The sequence below is a fragment of the Pseudomonas sp. Pse35 genome (assembly GCF_024519715.1).
In the GTDB taxonomy this organism is placed as follows: domain Bacteria; phylum Pseudomonadota; class Gammaproteobacteria; order Pseudomonadales; family Pseudomonadaceae; genus Aquipseudomonas; species Aquipseudomonas paracarnis.
This window is the reverse complement of sequence record NZ_JALJRP010000014.1, coordinates 1-20,036: the sequence shown is the minus strand read 5'-3', so window position 1 is coordinate 20,036 and position 20,036 is coordinate 1. Positions and strand designations below refer to the sequence as shown.

Genomic DNA, 20,036 nt, shown 5'->3' with positions numbered 1-20,036 from the left:
CTCTGCTCATTCTTTATCCAGCTTACCGACCAGGGACAAAGTGAAATCTGCCCCCATGTACTTGAAATGCGGGCGCACAGTCAGGTTGACCCGGTACCAGCCAGGTTCGCCATCGACATCACTGACGACAATGCGTGCAGCTCGCAACGGGCGCCGCCCACGTACCTCGGCACTAGGATTTTCCTGGTCCGCCACGTACTGGCGAATCCACTTGTTGAGTTCCAGCTCCAGGTCTGTGCGCTCTTTCCATGCGCCCAACTGCTCGCGCTGCAGCACTTTGAGGTAGTGCGCCAAGCGGTTGACTACCATCATGTAAGGCAATTGGGTGCCCAGCCGGTAATTCAGCTCTGCGGCCCTGCCCTCCTCACTGATACCAAAGGATTTTGGCTTCTGCACGGAGCTGGCGGAAAAGAACGCCGCGTTATCGCTGCCTTTGCGCATGGTCAAGGCGATGAAACCTTCTTGTGCCAACTCGTATTCGCGTCGGTCCGATACCAGCACCTCGGTAGGAATTTTGGTTTCGATCTCGCCCATGCTCTGGAAGTGATGCAGCGGGAGGTCCTCGACCGCTCCGCCGCTTTGCGGGCCGATAATGTTCGGGCACCAGCGAAATCGCGCAAAGCTGTCGGTCAGGCGGGTGGCAAAGGCATACGCGGTATTGCCCCACAAATAATGCTCGTGGCTATTAACCACATTCTCCTGGTAGGCAAAGGTCTTGACTGGATACTCAAGGGGGTCATACGGGGTACGCAACAGAAAGCGCGGTACGGTAAGGCCGATATAACGGGCGTCTTCGCTCTGCCGGAAACTTTGCCACTTGGCAAATTGCGGACCTTCGAAATGATCTCGCAGATCCTTCAGGTCCGGCAGCCCGGTGAAACTTTCCAAACCGAAGAACCCGGGCCCGGCAGCGGCGATAAAAGGCGCGTGGGCCATGCTGGCGACGCTGGATGCGTACTGCATCAGCTTCACATCAGGTGCGTTGGGCGAGAGAAAGTAGTTGGCAATGATTGCGCCCACCGGCTGTCCGCCGAACTGGCCGTATTCAGCACTGTAGACATGTTTGTAAAGCCCGGACTGGGTGATCTCCGATGAGTCTTCGAAGTCGTCCAGGAGGTCCTGGCGCGAGACATTCAAGAGCTCGATCTTGATGTTTTCGCGAAAATTGGTGCGCTCGACCAGCAACTGCAAGCCTCGCCATGAAGCCTCCAGTGCCTGGAAGTCCGGATGGTGCAGGATTTCATCCATTTGCTGGCTGAGCTTGGTATCGATCTCGGCAATCATGCGGTCGACCAGGTGTTTCTTTACCGGCTCATCACAGTTATGTGGCTTCACCAGCTCTGCAATGAACGCCGACACGCCGCGCTTGGCGATGCCGTAAGCCTCGTCGTCGGCACTGAGCAAGGTCTGGGCAATGATGTTATCGAGGATGCTGCAGGTTTCGGTGGTTTGTACGAGTTTCGAGCTGTGTTCAATCGTGTTCATGGTGTCAGTGTCCCTTTACTGAAACGGCAATGCTTGAGGGCTGTCCAGCCCCAGTTCGGCCAGGACTCGAGCGCGGGAGTCGTCATTGGCCAATGCCTGCTCGATAGCCTTGCGAAAGTTCGGCGTGTTCCCCAGCGGCCCCTTGAGCGCCACCAGGGCTTCACGCAATGCCATCAGCTTTTGCAACGCCGGGATCTGCTCGACCAGGTTTGCGGGGTTGAAGTCCCTCATGACGTTGATCTGCACCTGGATCGGCAACTCCTCCACATCAGCGGTATCCTGCAGGCGATTGGGTACGCTCAGCGTCAGGCTCAAGGCTTGCTTGGCCAACACCTCGTCAAAGGTGTGCTTGTCGATACCGATGGGCTTGCGATCCTCGAGTTTGCGATGGTCCGCACGCTGGGAAAAATCTCCCAGCACCAGCAGCTTCAACGGCAGCTCGACTTCTTCCTGGGCCCCACCGACAGCGGGTTTGAAAGTAATATTGATACGTTCCTTGGAGGCTACCGAACCGTCTTTGGCCATGGTGCTTTTCCTTTTTGATGAGGCGCTATTCAAGTACTGCTTCAAGATCGAAATGGCACAACCTGCGATGCAGTGCGTCTTTGCAGTCGCATATGGGCTGGGTTTGTGGCAACAGCTCATAGCAGCGGTACAGAAGCTTGCCGACTTGCAAGGTCAGCGCCGGCTCCCAACTTTCCAGACCTGTGCGCTGTAATTGAAGGTCGAGTTCTTCCAGCTGAAGCCTGGCCAGCTCATGCTTGCCAGCCGCCACGCACAACCTGGCCAGCGCCAGGCGCCAATGAAAGCGCGCTCGATCACCGCACGCCGCCTGCAGCCCTTGCTTGAGTACGGCCACTGCTGCCTTGAGGCCGTCCTTTCGCAGGCAAGGCATCACCGCTTGCAATGTGGTCTCCCAGGGCTGCGTGTGACTGTCGGCGACAACATGGGAGGGCTCGGGCTTGTGCACGTGACGCATCACATGCAGCGCGATCCACTCACCTGTCGCAGGGTCGGCAAAGGGGGTGCCGTCGTTGAACCGATATTCAGGCAGGTGCGGCAGGCGCTGCAGCAGCAGAGCCAAATGCATCTCCAGTTCAGTCATGGCCAGGTTTGCATGCAAGGCGTCCAGGCACTCCCAGACCATGCGCAAACCATCCAACCAGAACAACGCACCCGCCAGGCTTACCTCAAGCTCAGGCAACAGTTCGGCGTGATGGCCTTGGCTGAGACGTTCTTGATAGCGCTTGCGCTTGTCCGCGACCAACGGGCGCAACGCCGTTACTCGCTCACTGTTGGCGTCGGGATAATTGACGAGCATCAACCACGCCAAGGTTCGACCCAGGCGCAAGGCACGCAGGTCGGTTGCGTCCTGGCGCAACCACCAGGCACATAACGGGCGGGCCTGCTCCTGTAAAGTGCGCAGCAGTCTGTGCGCGTCTTTTTCGTTGTTGATCGGTTGCCCGGGACTCAGCAACTGGGTCGTCTGCTTGACCTGGGCAATGACGTTCGCGACACCGCCAGGTTCGGATACACCCTGCGCCAAGCGCTCCGACAATTGCCGGCGAATCGGCAGCAGCAAAGGTGCATCGCTTCCAAGTTGTTCGCCCCATAGCTGGTCGAGACATGCCAGGTGTTCCAACAGGGCCTGGAATAAAGGCCGTTGATCGCTGAGCGACGGGTTGAGTGCAAACGCTTGCTCAAGGCGCGACACCAGCCAGCCAAACGCCGCAGCGCGGGTTCGTAGCTTGCCAGGGTAAACCTGCTCCCAATGGAGTTCACACAGGTCACGCAGCAAACCGAGACCGGCCAGCAATCCAGCAAATGAATCACGTTGATACAGGGCCCAGACCAACCAGACGGCGACGCGTAGATCCTTGGAGTGATCACGCAGCAAATGCTCGCTGATTTCGCTGACCTTCTGCCAATCCGGCTGGCCCGCAACATGGATAGACTGGGCTTTGCCAAGCTCGGCCTCCAGCGCTTCAAACTCGCTCGAAAAACGCACGTCACTACCAACAAAACTGCTTGGGCAACATGCTGTCCGTGCAAGCTTGCGGTAATGAACATAAAGTTCTTCTGAATAAGCCATTTTGAGTTGCACACATCCGTCCGAGGTAAATAGGAGGACTTAACGCCATTGTCGAAACGCCCTTGAACTTCCATTCAAAACTCATCGAAGTGAGTGAACCTTAGCCACGACAAAAACAATCAGCAAGTAACGGAACGGAACTTAAGAAACGTCCTACACACCCAACAAATAAAGGAATGCGCAACTATTTGCGCACCTCTTCATCGGAAAAAACCACGCTTTATCTCCGACAGCCGCGCATTTACAACTTATAGGGCATGAGCAACTAAGTGCGCGCAGGCGTGAAACTAATAGCGCTGAAATCCACCTACCGCTCGACAATAAGCTCTCAACAAACGAACACAGAGCCGCCTTGGTCTTTATTTCATTGGTTTTCATACTTTCAGGCACGCTTCTTGTTATAGGCCTCTGCCCCTTCAGCGCTTTTGCTGTTCGGCAATACCTACTCAATCAGGCAAGGAAACCCGTCATGCCAACACCCGCGTATCTCTCCATCACCGGTGTCAAACAAGGTTTGATTACGGCAGGCACATTTACTCAGGACTCGGTAGGCAGCATTTATCAGGAAGGTCATGAGGACCAGATACTGGTACAAGCATTTGCTCACCAGGTGATCATTCCTCGCGACCCGCAATCCGGCCAGCCAACCGGTCAGCGCGTGCACAAACCGCTGATGATCAGCAAGGTTTTCGATAAATCCTCACCCTTGCTGTTCAGCGCCCTGACTACCGGCGAAGAAGTGTCCTGCCGGCTGGAATGGCTGCGCAACTCTTCCTCCGGGACTCTGGAGCACTATTTCACCATTGAACTGGAAGGCGCGACCATCGTGGACATCCAATCGCGCATGCCCAACTGCCAGGACCCCGACAACGCCCACTTCACCCATCTGGAGGACGTGCACTTCAGCTATCGCAAGATCATCTGGACTCACGAGGTCGCCGGGACGTCCGGTTCGGACGACTGGCGCAGTCCAGTGGCCGGCGGCTAAGCAGGGCGATAGGGCCCCGCTAACGAGGTGCCGAGTAATGGGGCAAGAGCGTTTTGCTTGATTTGCCGCTTTTGCAAAGTGAGCCGCCGCCATTGCGGAACCCTAGGTGGCCGTTACCTGAATAACGGATATGTACGCGGTCTGATCTGACATCTGGTCGGCTATCAGGCCGCCTTCGCGAGCAAGCCCGCAGTTTTGTTATCCTGGCGCTCCCGCCCACACGGACGCGCGCGTATGCACATCGACCCGGCCTTCATCCTTCACCAGACCGAGCACTGGCAGCTCAACCACCACCTAGCGTCGAAGCTGCCGGGCTACCTGATGCTTGGCGCCAAGGTACCGGTTGACTCCCTCGCTGACATGCCAGAAGCCGCACTGGCCGAAATGGGCGGTTTGCTCGCCAACATCCAACGAGTGATGCAAGCCCAGCTCCAGCCGAAGTGGCTATATATCAGCCGCTACGGACATATGCCGGGTTTCCCGCTGCACTTTCACTTCATTCCTGTCTATGACTGGGTGGAGCGAGCGTTCTGGCAGGACGAACGCTACCGCTCGCTGTACGCTTTCGGTACGCCGCCCCTCGAACCCATGACCGATGGCGCTGAACTGACCCTGTTTGTATGGCGCGAGTTTGGCGAGAGCCTCACCCCGCCGCAGGTTCACGGGCCAGGGGTGGCGCAGGTGATCGAGCAATTGCGCGCTGCATTCAAGCGGGACTCATAACGCGCAGCCGCTTCACCATCGGCACACACGCCAGCACCAACCCGGACGGAGAGCGATACACCGCCTGCTCATCGCCTACATACCCGCACGCGCTATAAAAACTTACCGCGTTCAAGGTCGCATCCAGCACAGCCTGTTCAATCGCTTGCTGGCGTGCCACGCCTTCCAGATGAGCAAGCATTGCCTTGCCAAGGCCTTGCCCCATGTAAGCGGGCAATACAAACAAGGCCCCTATTTCACCGTCGGCAAGATCGAGCATACCGGTGGCGACAGGCTCGTCATTCAGCCAGCCCATGTAGAACTGTTTTTCCATCAACACGCTGTAGCCATCGCTGGCGTGACCTCGGGTCCAGAGCGCCATTTGCTCAGCGCTGTAGGCGCCAATGCATTGGCCGCGAATGGCCTCGCGTCGAATCTCGAACGCACGCTCGGCGTCATCCGGCGTGGCACGTTTTATCTCCAGCATCGCAAGCTCCTTCCATGACCTCAAACTGCCACTAGCCCATTTGTGCTAATCGACCCCACCCCACGGCGGCGCTATATTCCGCGGCACTTCCAACGTTCTCACCCACACCGCGCACTCAATGCGCGCGGGTTCTTTGCGCGTTGGAAAAACCAAAACAACCCCAAGGAAGAAGCACCATGAAACTCCACTCCCCTGTCACTCGTCTTGCCCTGCTGGGCGCCTTGATCATCGGCGTCGCCGGTTGCAGCAATATCAAACCCACCGAAGATCATCTCAAGAAGCTTTCGGAAACCAATCTGGGCGAGCCGGTAAAACGTATTTCCAATGTGCGCAGCGACTCCATGACCACCTACTACGTCGCTAACACAGCCTCCGGCGAGTACAACTGCTCCGTGCCCAGCGGTGCGAGCGGCGGCGCGTTCGCGATTGCCAGCTTCGGCCTGATGAAGCCCGCGGCCTACTGCATGCCCAAGGGCGCCAAAGGCAATGGGTTGACGCCGTTCATGCAGTAATTTTTTCCTGACTGAGCTCACGCAGGGTGCCGCGCAGCTCCGCAGGGCGTACCGGTTTGGAGAGGATAGCGATCTGCCGATCATGCAACGCGGCCTGGATTTTCTCCACATCGTGCCCGGTGAGGATCAGCGCTGGCACCGCCCAGCCGCGTTGTTCGCGTAGCTGGTCGATGCATTCAATGCCGGTGGCATGGTTGCCCAGATCGTAGTCGGCAACGATGATGTCGCAGTCGCTGACCAAGCCCTGCCCCGTGGACTCGGCCTGCACCTCGCACCCCCAGCGCTCGAGCAAAGCTTGGGTGGCGAGCAGCACGTTGTAGTCATCCTCCACCAGGCACACTTTCAGACCGCTGAGCAGACCGGCCTGGCGAGCATCGTCACGCAATGCCGGTTGACGCGGCGCGGTGGCCAGGGCCAGGCCATGCAGACTCACTGAGGTGCCATGGCCCACCCGCGAACGCAGGCTCACCTGCAACCCCATCAACTGCCCCAGGCGCTTGACGATGGACAGCCCAAGGCCCACGCCTTCAACGTCCTTGTCACGCAGTTGGCGCACGCGATAAAACTCTTCGAAGACCTTTGACAGATGCTCCCTGGCAATGCCCCGCCCCTGGTCGTGCACCTCCACCACCAAGCCGTTATCGCGAACACGCACACCGATCAGCACTGGTCGTTGCGCGCCGTATTTGAAGCAATTGGAAAGCAGGTTCTGCACCATCGTTGCCAACATGGCCGGGTCGACCAGCACCCAGTGAGCGCCGGCGCGCAAGCGCAACTGCACTCCAGCCCAGCGCGCAGCCTCGGCGTTCTGGCGCACCAGGTCGGCGAGAAAGTCACCCAGGTGAATCACTTGGTATTTGGGCAACAGGCGTCCGTTGTCGAGGGTGTAAAGGTCGAGAATCGAACGAAACAATTGCGACACGTTAAGCAAAGAGCGGTCGATATTGTCCACCAGGCGCTGTTCGTCCTCCCCCAAGCGGGCTTCGCGCAAGCAGGCGGTGAACAGGCCGATGGAGTGGATCGGCTGGCGCAGGTCATGGCTGGCCTGGGCAAGAAAGCGCGACTTTTCCAGGTTGGCTGCGATGGCTTGCTCGGAAGCCTTGCGTGTGCGCTCCAACAGGATATGGGCGTACACCGGGATCACTGTGCTGGTGATCATCAGCATCAGCATCATGAAGGGTTGCGCCTGCCACAGCGGCGTGAGTTGGTACACGATCAACAGCGCCAGCAACGCCAGCCCCGTCGCAATTGCCAGGTAGCGCGAACCGTAGCGCATGCCGTTGCCCAGGTTCACCCAGACCATCACCGCATACAGCGGCAATGCCGCCTCACCGCCCATCACCAGGCCGAACGAAGTGCCCGTGTAGTCGTGGATCATGCCGAAGATCCGCCGCGCCGGATAATGCCCAGGCCAGCGTGCGATCACCTGGCGCAACACGATGGATGCCAGCAGGAACAGCAAGATATACAGGATCACCGGCAGATAGGTGTCCAACGACTGCCCAGGCAAAAAGCCCAGCACGCCGATGTAAACGATAGCGATGCTGGCCACCACGATGCGCAGATTAGCCTGATCGAGTTCGGAGTTGGTCTCGGGGCTCATCGTCATATCCTTGACCTATCATCTGTAGGAGCGAGCTTGCTCGCGAAAAACGTCAACGATAACGCGTTGACCTGGGAATACGCGGTGCCGGTGCGTGCTTCGCGAGCAAGCTCGCTCCTACACCGAGGGTAAATAAAGTAGCATGCCTCGACACAACCTGGCCCCAGGAAGGAGCTCACCATGACCGGCCGGATCATCATCGCCGACGACCACCCCATGTTTCGCGAAGGCATGGCGCGCACCGTGCAACGCTTGCTGCCCGACGCCCAGGTGCAAGAGGCCGGCGACCTGGCCACGGTGAATACGTTGCTGCGCGAGGCGGGCGAGGTCGATACCCTGATCCTCGATTTGCGCTTTCCCGGCCTGACCTGCATCAGCCAACTGGCCGAAATGCGCCAGCAACTGCGACGCACCACCTTGGTGGTGGTGTCGATGGTCGACGACCCTGCGCTGATCGAACAAGTCATGGCCTTGGGCGTCGACGGTTTTATCGGCAAGAACATCGCCCCGGATGAGATCGGCCAGGCGCTGCTGGCGATACGCGCCGGCGAAGTGCTGGTCAAGTTCGCGCCGTCGGGCCTGCTGCCGCTGGACACTCATACCCTTACCACCCGCCAGCAGGAAGTGCTGCGCCTGATTGCCCAGGGCAAGACCAACAAGGAAATCGCCAAGGCCCTGGATATCTCGCCGTTTACCGTGCGCATTCATGTGTCCTCCCTGCTGCGCAGTCTGAAGGTACCGTCGCGGGCGGCGGCGGCGGTGAAGTACTCCGGAGAGCTCTAAGCTGTTTGTAGGAGCGAGCTTACTCGCGAGAAAACCACAGGCGCCGCGTTGACTCAGAAAACACGCGTTAGCGTTGACGTTTTTCGCGAGCAAGCTAGCTCCTACAGCCCCCTCTGCATCCGATATTTATGCTCAATTCCCAACTTAATAATATTTTATTAATCACCGCCCGCCCCCTAACTTGACGTCATGCCCAAGCTGAATCCAACTGCATTACGCAAGGACAGACACATGACTCAAGCAATAACAAAAATAGACACGCTGGTGGTGGGCGCAGGTCAGGCTGGCGTGGCCATGAGCGAGCATTTGAGCAAGCAAGGCGTGCCGCACCTGGTGCTGGAGCGCAGCCGTATCGCCGAGCGCTGGCGCACCGGGCGCTGGGACTCGTTGGTCGCCAACGGCCCGGCCTGGCATGACCGCTTCCCCGGTCTGGAATTCGATGACGTCCCTGCCGATGGCTTCGCGCCAAAAGAGCGTGTCGCCGATTACTTTGAAGCCTACGCACGCAAATTCAATGCGCCGATCCGCACTGGCGTGGACGTGACGTCAGTGGTACGTAACATCGGCCGCCCCGGCTTCACCGTGCACACCAGTGAAGGTGTGATCGAAGCCAACCGCGTGGTCGCCGCCACCGGGCCATTCCAGAAGCCCGTGATTCCAGGCATAGCGCCTACAGGCACGGCACTGCACCAGATCCATTCCGCCGACTATCGCAACCCTGGGCAACTGCCGGCGGGCGCCGTATTAGTGGTGGGCGCCGGTTCTTCCGGCGTACAAATCGCCGATGAACTGCAGCGCGCCGGTCGCCAGGTCTACCTGTCGGTAGGCGCCCACGACCGCCCGCCCCGCGCCTATCGCAACCGGGATTTCTGCTGGTGGCTGGGGGTTTTGGGCGAATGGGACCAGGCGGCGATGAAACCTGGCCGTGAACACGTGACCATTGCTGTGAGCGGCGCCCACGGCGGCAAGACCATCGACTTCCGTGAACTGGCCCAGCAAGGCATGACCCTGGTTGGCCTGACCCAAGCCTTCGACGGCACGGTGGCGACGTTCCAACCCAACCTGGTGGAAAACCTGGCACGCGGGGATGAGAACTACCTGGCCCTGCTGGACGCGGCCGACGCGTATGTCGAACGCAATGGTCTCGACCTGCCCCAGGAGCCCGAAGCACGTCGCGTGTTTCCCGACGCTGAATGCATCAAGCAGCCAATCCTGACGCTGGACCTGGCCGAAGCGGGCATCACCTCGATCATCTGGGCCACCGGGTTTGTCGTGGACTACAGCTGGCTACAGGTGGACGCTTTCGACGCCGCCGGCAAGCCGCAACACCAACGTGGTGTATCCAGCGAAGCCGGCATCTACTTCCTCGGTTTGCCATGGCAATCGCGGCGTGGCTCGTCGTTTATCTGGGGGGTGTGGCACGACGCCAAATACGTAGCCGACCATATCGCTATCCAGCGTCAGTACCTCGAGTACCGCGAAGCTGCGCCGGTTGCCCGCCAGACCCCTGTCAGCGCCTGATCACTTTTTCCTGGAGTTTTTTGATGCCTACTCACACTCGCATCCGCATGTTCAACACCAAAGAAACCTATCCCAACCAGAGCCTGGATAACGACCTGTGCCAGGCCGTGCGCGCCGGCAACACCGTGTATGTACGCGGCCAGGTGGGCACTGATTTCGATGGCAACCTGGTGGGCCTCGGCGACCCTCGGGCCCAGGCCGAACAGGCGATGAAAAACGTCAAGCAACTGCTCGAAGAAGCCGGCAGCGACCTCAGCCACATCGTCAAAACCACCACCTACTTGATCGACCCACGCTACCGCGAGCCGGTGTATCAGGAAGTGGGCAAGTGGCTCAAGGGCGTATTCCCGATTTCCACCGGGCTGGTGGTCTCGGCCCTGGGCCAGCCGCAGTGGCTGATGGAAATCGATGTGATCGCGGTTATCCCAGAGTAAGGAGGCTAGCCATGACCTTTTCAATCGTTGGCCGCTGCGCGGAAACCGGCCAGTTGGGCGTTGCCATCAGCTCATCAAGTATCGCCGTAGGCGCTCGCTGCCCATGGCTGCGGCCCGGCGTGGGCGCGGTATCGACCCAGAACATCACCTTGCCGGCCCTCGGCCCAGACGTGCTCGACGGGCTGGAACAGGGCCTGGCCCCAACCGATGCCGTGGACAAAGCACTCACCCGCAACGGCTACAGTCAGTATCGGCAACTGACGGCGATTGACCACCTGGGCCGCAGCGTGCATTTCAGCGGCAGCCAGACCCTGGGTACCCATCACGCGGTATCGGGCGAGCAATGCGTGGCGGCGGGCAACATGCTCGCCGACCGTGAAGTCATCACCGCGATGGTCTCGGCCTTTGAACAGGGCGAAGGCCAGCTCGCAGACCGGTTGCTGGCAGCGATGCATGCCGCCATCGCCGCCGGTGGCGAAGCCGGCCCGGTGCATTCCGCCGCGCTGGTGGTGGTGGGCGAGTTGACTTGGCCGATCATCAACTTGCGCGTGGATTGGGCCGACGAAGCGCCGATTGGCGAATTGCAAAAACTCTGGGACGCCTACCGCCCACAGGTACAGGACTATATCGATCGCGCCCTCGCCCCCGACCGCTCCCCCGGCTACGGCGTGGCCGGAGACGAGCGATGAGCCGCAGCCGCGACCTGCTGGAAACGCTGGTGGGCTTCGACACCACCAGCCGTGAGTCCAACCTTCAGTTGATCGAGTTTGTGCGCGATTACCTGGCCGGGTTTGGTATCGCCAGCGAGTTGGTCTACAACGCGCAACGCACCAAGGCCAACCTGTTTGCCAGCGTCGGCCCGGTTGAGCTGCCAGGTATCGTGCTGTCGGGGCATACCGACGTGGTGCCAGTGGATGGGCAACCCTGGACCCTGCCGCCGTTCACGTTGACCGAGCGTGACGGCAAGCTGTTCGGGCGCGGCACCGCCGACATGAAGGGGTATATCGCGTGCGTACTGGCGTTGGTACCCGCACTGGTCAAAACACCGTTGCGCCTGCCGGTGCATATCGCCCTGTCCTACGATGAAGAAGTCGGATGCCTGGGCGTACGCTCATTGCTCGCTGTTCTGGAACAGCGCCCGGTGAAACCCATGCTGTGCATCATCGGCGAACCGACCGAACTCAAACCGGTGTTGGGTCATAAGGGCAAGTTGGCGATGCGCTGCGACATACAGGGTCAAGCATGTCATTCGGCGTATGCGCCCTCGGGGGTGAATGCGATCGAACATGCCGCCGATCTGATCTGCGAACTCGGGCGCATCGGCCAGCGCTTGCGTTCGCACCAGGACCCACGTTTCAACCCACCTTTCAGCACGGTACAGACCGGCCTGATCAGTGGTGGCAAGGCATTGAACATCGTCCCGGCCGATTGTCGCTTTGACTTTGAAGTACGCGCCCTGCCCGCCTCGGACCCCGCTGAAGTCGCTCAAGAACTGCAAGCGTACGCCATGCAGCAGGTACTGCCGCGTATGCAGGCGGTCAGCAAGCAGAGCTCCATTCGGTTCACAGAGCTGTCGGCCTACCCGGGGCTGGTCACGGATGAGCACAGCCAGGCGGCGCAGCTGATTGCGGCGTTTTGCGGCTCGCAAGCGTTCGGCACCGTAGCGTTTGGCACCGAAGGCGGGCTGTTTGATGCGGCAGGCATTCCCACCGTGGTATGCGGGCCCGGGAGCATGGAGCAGGGGCATAAGCCGGATGAGTTTGTGAGCGTAGCGCAATTGGCGGGATGTGATGCCATGTTGGGGCGCATGCTGGACTCGATCCGCTGAGCCAAACACTGCTTCCACAGACAATGCAAATGGATCGTGTTGGATCAGGCAGATAGGGGTCGGCTGGGGGCCATCATCGCAGGCAAGCCAGCTCCCACAAAAGGCCAGCCTCCAGTCAGACCAGCTCCCGAGCAAGAAACGGCGCAGTCCGGCTGGTCTTGCTCTTGGCCACCTTCTGCGGCGCCCCACACGCCACGACTCTCCCGCCCAAGTCCCCTGCTCCCGGCCCGATATCAATCACCCAGTCACTTTGGGCCACCACGCGCATTTCATGCTCCACCACAACCACCGTATGCCCCGCATCCACCAACTGGTTCAGTTGGCTGAGCAAACGATCGACGTCCCTGGGGTGCAACCCGGTGGTCGGCTCGTCCAGCACATACAAGGTGGCGCCCCGGGCATTGCGTTGCAACTCGGTAGCGAGCTTGATGCGCTGTGCCTCACCGCCAGACAACTCGGTGGCCGGCTGCCCGAGGCGCAGATAACCCAGGCCGATATCGCGCAACACGACTAACGAACGCAGGATGCCCGGCTGCTCGGCAAACACCTGCACCGCTTGCTCCACCGTCAGCCCCAGCACCTGGGCGATGTTCAAGCCCTGCCATTTGATCGCCAGGGTGTCGGGGTTATAGCGCGCGCCGTGACAGGTCGGGCATGGCGCGTACACGCTGGGCATGAACAGCAATTCAACGCTGACAAAACCTTCACCCTCACAGTTCGGGCAACGGCCCTTGGCGACGTTGAAGGAGAACTGCCCGGCATCGTAATTGCGTTTCTTGGCCGCTGGCGTGGCGGCAAACAGTTTGCGCACGTTGTCGAACAGCCCGGTGTAGGTCGCCAGGTTGGAACGCGGCGTGCGGCCGATGGGCTTCTGGTCCACCTGCACCAGGCGCTGAATGTGCTCGAGCCCGGCGCTGATGCGCCCGCCACTGGCTTGCGGTGCAGCATCTTCCAGGCTCGGTTCATCGTCGCTTTCCAGCACACGCCCCAGGCCCGTGCCCACCAATTCCAGCAGCGCCTGGCTGACCAGGCTGGATTTGCCCGAGCCGGAAATCCCCGTCACCGCGGTGAAACAGCCCAGCGGGAAATCCACGTTCAAATCTTTCAGGTTGTTTCGCGTCACGCCTTTGAGCTTCAGCCAACCGGCCGGCTCGCGGCTTGGCACATTGGCCGGGCGAGGTGAGGCAAACAGGTATTCGCGGGTCTGCGAGGCCTCGACATCCGCCAACCCTGCGGGCGGCCCGCTGTACAGCACTTGCCCGCCATGTTCGCCGGCAGCCGGGCCCACGTCGATCAGCCAGTCGGCGCGGCGCATGGTTTCCAGGTCATGTTCCACCACAAACAGCGAATTGCCCGCGGCCTTCAAACGATCAAGCGCGGTGAACAATGCTTCGCCATCCGCCGGGTGCAGGCCCGCCGAAGGCTCATCGAGCACATAAATAACACCGAACAACTGCGAGCCCAATTGGGTAGCCAGGCGCAGACGCTGCAGTTCCCCGGACGACAGGGTCGGCGTGCTGCGCTCCAGGGACAGATAGCCCAGGCCCAGTTCGATCAAGGTGTTGACCCGTTCGAGCAGGTCCTGGGCGATGCGCTGGGCCGCTAGGCGTTTTTCCACCGACAGCTTCATCGTGTCGTGCCCCGCGGCCACCGGCTGCAGCAACTCGGCCAATTGCGCCAGGGACAATTGCGACAGCTCACCGATATCCACCCCGGCAAACTTCACCGACAACGCCGCCTGGTTCAGGCGTTTGCCCTTGCACAATGGGCAGGCACTGCCTTGCATGAACTGCGATACACGCTTTTTCATCAGCGCGCTTTGGGTGTGGGCGAAGGTGTGCAGGATATAGCGCCGAGCGCCGCTGAAGGTGCCTTGGTAACTGGGCTCCAACTTGCGTTTCAACGCCTCGCGGGTCTGCTGCGGGGTGAAGCCGGCGTACACCGGTACGGTGGGGGTTTCTTCGGTGAACAGGATCCAGTCGCGCTGCTTTTTCGGCAGCTCGCGCCACGGGATGTCCACGTCATAACCCAGGGTCACGAGGATGTCGCGCAGGTTCTGGCCCTGCCACGCCAACGGCCAGGACGCCACTGCACGCTGGCGGATGGTCAAGGACGGATCGGGCACCATCAGCGCTTCGGTCACTTCATACACGCGGCCCAGGCCGTGGCATTGCGGGCACGCGCCCTGGGGCAGGTTCGGCGAGAAGTCCTCGGCATACAACATGGCCTGCCCTTTCGGATAACGGCCGGCGCGGGAATAGAGCATGCGGATCAAGCTCGACAAGGTGGTGACACTGCCCACCGACGAGCGCGCACTGGGTGTACCCCGTTGCTGTTGCAGGGCCACGGCAGGCGGCAAGCCTTCGATGCTGTCTACGTCCGGCACGCCGACCTGGTCGATCAAGCGCCGCGCATAGGGCGCCACCGATTCGAAATAGCGGCGCTGGGCCTCGGCGTACACCGTGGAAAACGCCAGGGACGATTTGCCGGAGCCAGACACGCCGGTAAACACCACCAGGGCGTCCCGGGGAATATCCACATCGACATTGCGCAAATTATGTTCACGGGCGCCACGCACCCTGACGAAGCCCGTTTGCCGGGCGGTGAGCGGTGGGATGTTGCGCTGTGAAGTCATGGGCAACCTTGTCTTGCGCTTAGCACCCTGCGCACGCGTTGGGTCAGGGCATCGGGGCTGTAGGGTTTGCTCAGCAGGTGGATATCGGCGCTGAGCAGATGATTGGAAGACAGAATGTCGCGGGTGTGGCCCGAGGTAAACAGCACCGGCACCGGCGGGTTCTGCGCGCGGGCCCAGGTGGCCAGATCGGTGCTCTTGACCCGACCCGGCATCACCACATCGGTGAAGATCAGGTCCGGCGACACGCCGCGCTGCAACACTTGCATCGCGCGGTCGCCATCCTCGGCGGTCAGTACGGTATAGCCCGATTGCTGCAGCAACTCGACCACCGTCAGGCGCACGCCTTCGTTGTCCTCGACCACCAGGATGGTTTCCTGGCCGCCGCCTTGCAGGTCCGCATCACTGTAGTCGTCGAAGCATTCAGGCTCCAGGCAGTGGGGGAAATACATCTGCACCACCGAGCCCTTGCCCTCCTCGCTCCACATGTCCACGTGCCCGCCACTTTGGCGCACAAAACCGAACACCATGCTCAACCCCAGGCCGGTGCCGTGGCCTTCGCGCTTGGTGGTAAAGAAGGGTTCGAATGCGCGCTTGAGGGTCGCCTCGGACATACCCACGCCGGTGTCAGCCACTGCCAGGCGCACGTACTCGCCGGGCTTGATGCTTTTACCGATGCAATCGTCCGGGTTGAGGATGACGTTTTCCCCGGTGATACGAATCACACCCTCGCCTTGCATGGCATCGCGGGCGTTGATCGCCAGGTTGAGCAGCGCGTTTTCCAGCTGGTTGCGGTCGACATTGATGCACCAGGAGTCCTGGGGCAGTTGCACGTCGATATGGATGGTTTCCCCCAACGCCCGTTGCAACAGCTCGCCCAGGCCGGCGTAGATGCGCTGCGGGTTGTACACCGCCGGAGACAAGGGCTGGCGACGGGCAAAGGCCAGCAGTTGCGACGACAGCTTGGCCCCTCGCTCCACGGCGGCGATGGCCGCGGTGACGCGACGTTGCACCTGACAATTGTCCGGCTCATGCCTGGCGAGCAAATGCAGGTTGCCGGCGATCACTTGCAGCAGGTTATTGAAGTCATGGGCCACGCCACCGGTCAGGCCGCCAATCGCTTCCAGCTTCTGTGACTGGCGCAACTGGTCTTCTGCGGCAGACCGCGCCTGCACTTCAGCGGCTACGCGTTGCTCCAGATTATGGGTGAGCTCCTGGCGCACCCGCTCGGACTTCACCAGTTCGGTGGTTTCCACCACAATCGCCAGCACCCCGGCCGGCTGTTGGTTGTCCCCGGCCACGGGGCTGTAATAGAGGTCCAGCCATACGCTTTCCGGTTGGCCGTGACGCGATAACACCAGCTCCTTGTTATTGAACGACAAGGTACCGCCCGCCAGGCACGTATCCACCACGTGCCGATTGAACTCGGCTACTTCCGGCCAGCCCAGTTCGACCGGAGTGCCCAAGAGGTAGGGATGGCGCCCGCCGGCAAATACCGAATAGCTGTCGTTGTAGATCATGTACCCCGCCCGCCCCCACAGCATCACCATCGGCACGGGTGAGGCGAGCATCATTTGCACGGTGCAAGCCAGGCTCGTGGACCACTGATCCAAGGGGCCAAGGTCGGTACTTGACCAGTCAAACGTGCGAATCCGCTGGGCCATTTCGCCGGCCCAGCCTTCACAGCCATGGGGGTTGGATAAAAATTGCATGATTGGGCTCTGTGCAGGGACAAGACAGTCGCAAGTTTTGGAGCGCGCCAGCGGTGGATGGTTTCATCCTGAGCACAGAGGAATGCACAAACCCCTGGAACTCAATGAAAATCCCGGCTGCGCACCACCATTCCATCCAGCAACGGCGTCAAATCGGTGAGGCGCCCCGCGATCAAATGCCGCACCTCACCTACCGCCTCCCACCGGCCGTCCACCTTGAGCAAACGCGAGCCCACCAGCGCCTGGCGCTGACGCTCGGCCAGGTCGCGCCAGACCACCACATTGAGGTTGCCGAACTCATCTTCCAGGGTGACAAAGGTCACGCCGCTCGCCGTGCCAGGGCGCTGGCGGCCAGTGACCAACCCGGCGATGCTCACGTTGCGCCCATGTTCCACCGCCAGCAATTCCTGGGAACTGCGGCAGCGGCGCCGGCGTAACTCGGCGCGCAATAGTGCCAGGGGATGGGGCCCCAGGGTGGTACCGAGGGTGGCGTAATCGGCGTGCAAATCTTCGCCTACCGTGGGCTCGGGTAATGCCACCCGCGTTTCATCGGGGCTCGGCAGGCCGGCAAACAAGCCCAGTTGCTGATGCACACCGGCCACGTCCCAGCGCGCCTGATGGCGGTTGCCGGCCAGGGCGCGCAAGGCCCCGGCATCCGCCAGCAGCGCCTGGGCACGCGTATCCAGCCCGGCGCGCGCGTCCAGGTCAGCGATGTCATTGAACCGCCGCTGCTGCCTCGCCGCTTCGATACGCCGCCCGTCGTCCTCGCGAAACCCCGAGATCATGCGCAAGCCCAGGCGAATCGCCGGTTGCTGGCCGTCGATGGGCTCCAGGCTGCATTCCCAGTCGCTGGCCTGCACATCCACCGGGCGGATCTGCAAGCGATGGCGCCGAGCGTCCTGCAGGATCTGGTCCGGGCTGTAGAAGCCCATGGGCCAGCTGTTGATCAGGGCGCAGGCGAAAGCCGCCGGCTCATGGCATTTGAGCCAGCAACTGGCATAGGTCAGCAAGGCGAAACTGGCGGCGTGGGACTCCGGGAAACCATAGCTGCCAAAGCCCTTGATCTGCTCGAAAATCTGCGCGGCAAAGGCTTCGGTGTAGCCGTTTTTCAGCATGCCGGTGCGCAGGCGCTGCTGATGCGGCTCCAGGCCGCCGTGGCGTTTCCAGGCGGCCATGGAGCGGCGCAACTGGTCGGCCTCGCCGGGGCTGTAGTCGGCGGCGACCATGGCGATTTGCATCACCTGTTCCTGGAACAGCGGGATGCCCAGGGTGCGTTCCAGCACGGCTTTCAATTGCGGCGACGGATAGGTGGTGGGCTCTTCATTATTCCGCCGACGCAAGTACGGATGCACCATGCCGCCCTGGATCGGCCCAGGCCGCACAATGGCAACCTCGATCACCAGGTCATAAAACGTCTGCGGCTTGAGCCGGGGCAACATCGACATCTGCGCCCGCGACTCGATCTGGAACACACCGATGGTGTCGGCCTTGCTGATCATGGCGTAGGTGGCCGGGTCTTCCTTGGGAATCGTGGCCAGGCTCAAGTCCCGGTGGCGATGTCGGCGCAGCAAATCGAAGCAGCGGCGGATCGCGCTGAGCATGCCCAGGGCAAGGATGTCCACCTTGAGCAAACCGACGGCGTCGAGGTCGTCTTTGTCCCACTGGATAATGGTGCGCTCGGCCATGGCCGCATTTTCCACCGGCACCAGGGTGTCCAGCGGGTATTCGCTGATCACAAAGCCGCCAGGGTGCTGGGACAGGTGCCGCGGAAAACCGATCAGTTGCTGGGTCAACGTCAAGACACGCCGCAGCAGTGGGCTGTCCGGGTCGAAGCCGCTTTCACGCAGGCGCTCCAACGGCGGCGCCTCATCGCTCCAGCGCCCGCAGCAATCGGCCAAGACGTTGATCTGGTCCGCCGGCAGCCCGAGGGCCTTGGCCACATCACGTACCGCGCCCGTGGCGTGGTAACTGCTGACCACCGCCGTCAAGGCTGCACGGGTGCGGCCATAGCGCTGGAACACGTATTGCAGCACCTCTTCGCGGCGTTCGTGCTCAAAGTCCACGTCGATGTCCGGCGGCTCGTTGCGCTCTTTGGACAGGAAGCGCTCGAACAGCAGGTTGGTAAGGCTCGGGTTGATTTCGGTGATGCCCAGGGCAAAACACACCGCCGAGTTAGCCGCCGAACCCCGGCCCTGGCACAGGATCGAACGGCTGCGGGCGAAACGCACGATGTCATGCACCGTAAGGAAATAGCTTTCGTAACCCAGCTCGCTGATCAGCTGCAGTTCACGATGGATTTGCTGCAAGGTCTTGTCGTCGATGCCTTCGGGCCAGCGCTGGGCGATGCCTTCTTCGGTGAGGGCGCGCAGCCAGGATTGGGCGTCATGCCCCGCGGGTACCAGCTCGCGTGGATAGTGATAGCGCAACTGGCCGAGGTCGAAGGTGCAGCGCCGCGCGAGGGCGAGGGTTTCATCCAGCAAGGCCTGGGGGTACAGCGCCGCCAGCGCGTCGAGGCTGCGCAGGTGGCGTTCGCCATTGGGGTGCAGGCGCGTGCCAGCTTCGGCCACCGGCACGTGGTGACGGATGGCGGTCATGGTGTCTTGCAGGGCACGGCGGCCTCGCGCATGCATATGCACATCGCCGCAGGCCACGGCAGGGATTTGCAGGCTGTGGGCCAGTTGCAAGCGCTGTTGCAGATGGCGCGCATCGTCCTGCCCACAGTGCAGGTGCACCGCCAGCCACAGGCGCTGGTCGAAGGTGCGGCGCAGCCAGTCGAGGCTGGCCTGGGTGTCGCTGTCTTGCGCCACCCACAACGCCAACAGACCGGGCAACGGTTGCTCGAAATCTTCCTGTAGCAGGCGATAACTGCCCTTTTCAGCCCGACGCCGGGCCAGGGTGATCAGCCGGCACAGGTGCTGATAACCGCTCAGGTTCTCCACCAGCAGCACCAGTTTCGGGCCATTTTCGATGTGCATTTCGCTGCCGATAATCAACGGCAAGTCCACGGCTTTGGCGGCTTGCCAGGCACGCACGATGCCTGACAGCGTGCATTCATCGGTGATCGCCAGGGCGCTGTAGCCTTGGCGCTTGGCGCGCTCGAAAAGCTCCAGCGCACTGGAGGCACCACGCTGGAAGCTGAAATTGGACAGGCAGTGCAGCTCGGCATAATTCATGCGCCCCCACCCCCTGTTGTAGGAGCGAGCTTGCTGTGGCGAGGGAGCTTGCTCCCGCTGACTGCGCAGCAGTCTCCGGCTTTT

At 61.1% G+C, this 20,036-nt stretch carries 16 protein-coding genes; 8 read left to right on the top strand and 8 right to left on the bottom strand.

Going from position 1 to position 20,036, the window contains the following annotated elements; all coding sequences use genetic code 11:
* Nucleotides 1-6: 6 nt before the first annotated feature.
* From tssC to tssA, 3 genes are read right to left on the bottom strand one after another with little or no spacing between them, the layout of a single operon-like run.
* Nucleotides 7-1,485, bottom strand: coding sequence for a type VI secretion system contractile sheath large subunit (gene tssC, locus OC445_RS13995; RefSeq protein WP_054898527.1), 1,479 nt, complete (start codon nucleotides 1,483-1,485; stop codon nucleotides 7-9).
* Between the two features lie 15 nt (nucleotides 1,486-1,500).
* Nucleotides 1,501-2,010: a type VI secretion system contractile sheath small subunit gene (gene tssB / locus OC445_RS13990; protein WP_262020191.1), complete on the bottom strand. Its 510-nt coding sequence runs from the start codon at nucleotides 2,008-2,010 to the stop codon at nucleotides 1,501-1,503.
* 25 nt (nucleotides 2,011-2,035) lie between these two features.
* The gene (tssA, locus tag OC445_RS13985) at nucleotides 2,036-3,577 is read right to left on the bottom strand and encodes a type VI secretion system protein TssA (protein ID WP_198791228.1); all 1,542 of its coding nucleotides are present in this window, start codon (nucleotides 3,575-3,577) and stop codon (nucleotides 2,036-2,038) included.
* Nucleotides 3,578-4,046: 469 nt separating this feature from the next.
* Between tssA and OC445_RS13980 the strand changes: the two genes are divergently transcribed.
* Both OC445_RS13980 and OC445_RS13975 read left to right on the top strand, forming a co-directional pair.
* On the top strand, nucleotides 4,047-4,565 hold the full coding sequence (locus OC445_RS13980; RefSeq protein WP_034126109.1) for an Hcp family type VI secretion system effector: 519 nt from the start codon (nucleotides 4,047-4,049) through the stop codon (nucleotides 4,563-4,565).
* 234 nt (nucleotides 4,566-4,799) lie between these two features.
* Nucleotides 4,800-5,288 carry an HIT family protein gene (locus tag OC445_RS13975; RefSeq protein ID WP_054898524.1) on the top strand — a complete coding sequence of 163 codons (489 nt, stop codon included), beginning with the start codon at nucleotides 4,800-4,802 and terminating at the stop codon, nucleotides 5,286-5,288.
* Here the strand turns inward: OC445_RS13975 and OC445_RS13970 are convergent.
* Entirely contained in the window at nucleotides 5,272-5,754 is a 483-nt protein-coding gene (locus OC445_RS13970; protein ID WP_198791229.1) for a GNAT family N-acetyltransferase, read from the bottom strand. The genes OC445_RS13975 and OC445_RS13970 overlap by 17 nt on opposite strands.
* A 176-nt stretch (nucleotides 5,755-5,930) precedes the next feature.
* Here OC445_RS13970 and OC445_RS13965 point away from each other — a divergent pair, with 176 nt between their 5' ends.
* Nucleotides 5,931-6,266, top strand: a complete 336-nt coding sequence (locus OC445_RS13965; RefSeq protein ID WP_044273082.1) for a hypothetical protein — start codon at nucleotides 5,931-5,933, stop codon at nucleotides 6,264-6,266.
* Here OC445_RS13965 and OC445_RS13960 read toward each other — a convergent pair.
* Nucleotides 6,256-7,869, bottom strand: a complete 1,614-nt coding sequence (locus OC445_RS13960) for a hybrid sensor histidine kinase/response regulator (RefSeq protein WP_262020190.1) — start codon at nucleotides 7,867-7,869, stop codon at nucleotides 6,256-6,258. The genes OC445_RS13965 and OC445_RS13960 overlap by 11 nt on opposite strands.
* 180 nt (nucleotides 7,870-8,049) lie before the next feature.
* On the opposite strand from OC445_RS13960, the gene OC445_RS13955 reads away from it, so the two are divergent.
* From OC445_RS13955 to argE, 5 genes are all read left to right on the top strand, one after another.
* Complete coding sequence (locus OC445_RS13955) at nucleotides 8,050-8,652, top strand: LuxR C-terminal-related transcriptional regulator (RefSeq protein WP_054898522.1); 603 nt, start codon at nucleotides 8,050-8,052, stop codon at nucleotides 8,650-8,652.
* Between the two features lie 189 nt (nucleotides 8,653-8,841).
* Nucleotides 8,842-10,173 (top strand): flavin-containing monooxygenase, encoded by a 1,332-nt coding sequence (locus OC445_RS13950; RefSeq protein WP_371264156.1) that lies wholly within the window; start codon nucleotides 8,842-8,844, stop codon nucleotides 10,171-10,173.
* A gap of 23 nt (nucleotides 10,174-10,196) precedes the next feature.
* On the top strand, nucleotides 10,197-10,607 hold the full coding sequence (locus OC445_RS13945) for a RidA family protein (RefSeq protein WP_014718154.1): 411 nt from the start codon (nucleotides 10,197-10,199) through the stop codon (nucleotides 10,605-10,607).
* 11 nt (nucleotides 10,608-10,618) lie between these two features.
* Complete coding sequence (locus OC445_RS13940) at nucleotides 10,619-11,296, top strand: DUF1028 domain-containing protein (protein ID WP_034126115.1); 678 nt, start codon at nucleotides 10,619-10,621, stop codon at nucleotides 11,294-11,296.
* Nucleotides 11,293-12,435: an acetylornithine deacetylase gene (argE, locus tag OC445_RS13935; RefSeq protein WP_054917132.1), complete on the top strand. Its 1,143-nt coding sequence runs from the start codon at nucleotides 11,293-11,295 to the stop codon at nucleotides 12,433-12,435. Before OC445_RS13940 ends, argE begins: the two co-directional genes overlap by 4 nt.
* Nucleotides 12,436-12,550: 115 nt before the next feature.
* Here argE and uvrA read toward each other — a convergent pair whose 3' ends face one another.
* The 3 genes from uvrA to OC445_RS13920 all read right to left on the bottom strand — a co-directional run bounded on the left by uvrA (nucleotide 12,551) and on the right by OC445_RS13920 (nucleotide 19,952).
* Nucleotides 12,551-15,070, bottom strand: a complete 2,520-nt coding sequence (uvrA, locus tag OC445_RS13930; RefSeq protein ID WP_198791230.1) for an excinuclease ABC subunit UvrA — start codon at nucleotides 15,068-15,070, stop codon at nucleotides 12,551-12,553.
* Nucleotides 15,067-16,779, bottom strand: coding sequence for an ATP-binding protein (locus OC445_RS13925; protein ID WP_034126118.1), 1,713 nt, complete (start codon nucleotides 16,777-16,779; stop codon nucleotides 15,067-15,069). The genes uvrA and OC445_RS13925 overlap by 4 nt, the downstream gene beginning before the upstream one ends.
* Nucleotides 16,780-16,880: 101 nt before the next feature.
* Entirely contained in the window at nucleotides 16,881-19,952 is a 3,072-nt protein-coding gene (locus OC445_RS13920; RefSeq protein WP_198791231.1) for an error-prone DNA polymerase, read from the bottom strand.
* Nucleotides 19,953-20,036: the final 84 nt, after the last annotated feature.

What these genes read in the sequence shown, in the direction of transcription:
- tssC (WP_054898527.1), bottom strand. Translation starts at nt 1,485, where the DNA reads ATGAACACGATTGAACACAGCTCGAAACTCGTACAAACCACCGAAACC.
- tssB (WP_262020191.1), bottom strand. Translation starts at nt 2,010, where the DNA reads ATGGCCAAAGACGGTTCGGTAGCCTCCAAGGAACGTATCAATATTACT.
- tssA (WP_198791228.1), bottom strand. Translation starts at nt 3,577, where the DNA reads ATGGCTTATTCAGAAGAACTTTATGTTCATTACCGCAAGCTTGCACGG.
- OC445_RS13980 (WP_034126109.1), top strand. Translation starts at nt 4,047, where the DNA reads ATGCCAACACCCGCGTATCTCTCCATCACCGGTGTCAAACAAGGTTTG.
- OC445_RS13975 (WP_054898524.1), top strand. Translation starts at nt 4,800, where the DNA reads ATGCACATCGACCCGGCCTTCATCCTTCACCAGACCGAGCACTGGCAG.
- OC445_RS13970 (WP_198791229.1), bottom strand. Translation starts at nt 5,754, where the DNA reads ATGCTGGAGATAAAACGTGCCACGCCGGATGACGCCGAGCGTGCGTTC.
- OC445_RS13965 (WP_044273082.1), top strand. Translation starts at nt 5,931, where the DNA reads ATGAAACTCCACTCCCCTGTCACTCGTCTTGCCCTGCTGGGCGCCTTG.
- OC445_RS13960 (WP_262020190.1), bottom strand. Translation starts at nt 7,869, where the DNA reads ATGAGCCCCGAGACCAACTCCGAACTCGATCAGGCTAATCTGCGCATC.
- OC445_RS13955 (WP_054898522.1), top strand. Translation starts at nt 8,050, where the DNA reads ATGACCGGCCGGATCATCATCGCCGACGACCACCCCATGTTTCGCGAA.
- OC445_RS13950 (WP_371264156.1), top strand. Translation starts at nt 8,842, where the DNA reads ATGCCCAAGCTGAATCCAACTGCATTACGCAAGGACAGACACATGACT.
- OC445_RS13945 (WP_014718154.1), top strand. Translation starts at nt 10,197, where the DNA reads ATGCCTACTCACACTCGCATCCGCATGTTCAACACCAAAGAAACCTAT.
- OC445_RS13940 (WP_034126115.1), top strand. Translation starts at nt 10,619, where the DNA reads ATGACCTTTTCAATCGTTGGCCGCTGCGCGGAAACCGGCCAGTTGGGC.
- argE (WP_054917132.1), top strand. Translation starts at nt 11,293, where the DNA reads ATGAGCCGCAGCCGCGACCTGCTGGAAACGCTGGTGGGCTTCGACACC.
- uvrA (WP_198791230.1), bottom strand. Translation starts at nt 15,070, where the DNA reads ATGACTTCACAGCGCAACATCCCACCGCTCACCGCCCGGCAAACGGGC.
- OC445_RS13925 (WP_034126118.1), bottom strand. Translation starts at nt 16,779, where the DNA reads ATGCAATTTTTATCCAACCCCCATGGCTGTGAAGGCTGGGCCGGCGAA.
- OC445_RS13920 (WP_198791231.1), bottom strand. Translation starts at nt 19,952, where the DNA reads ATGAATTATGCCGAGCTGCACTGCCTGTCCAATTTCAGCTTCCAGCGT.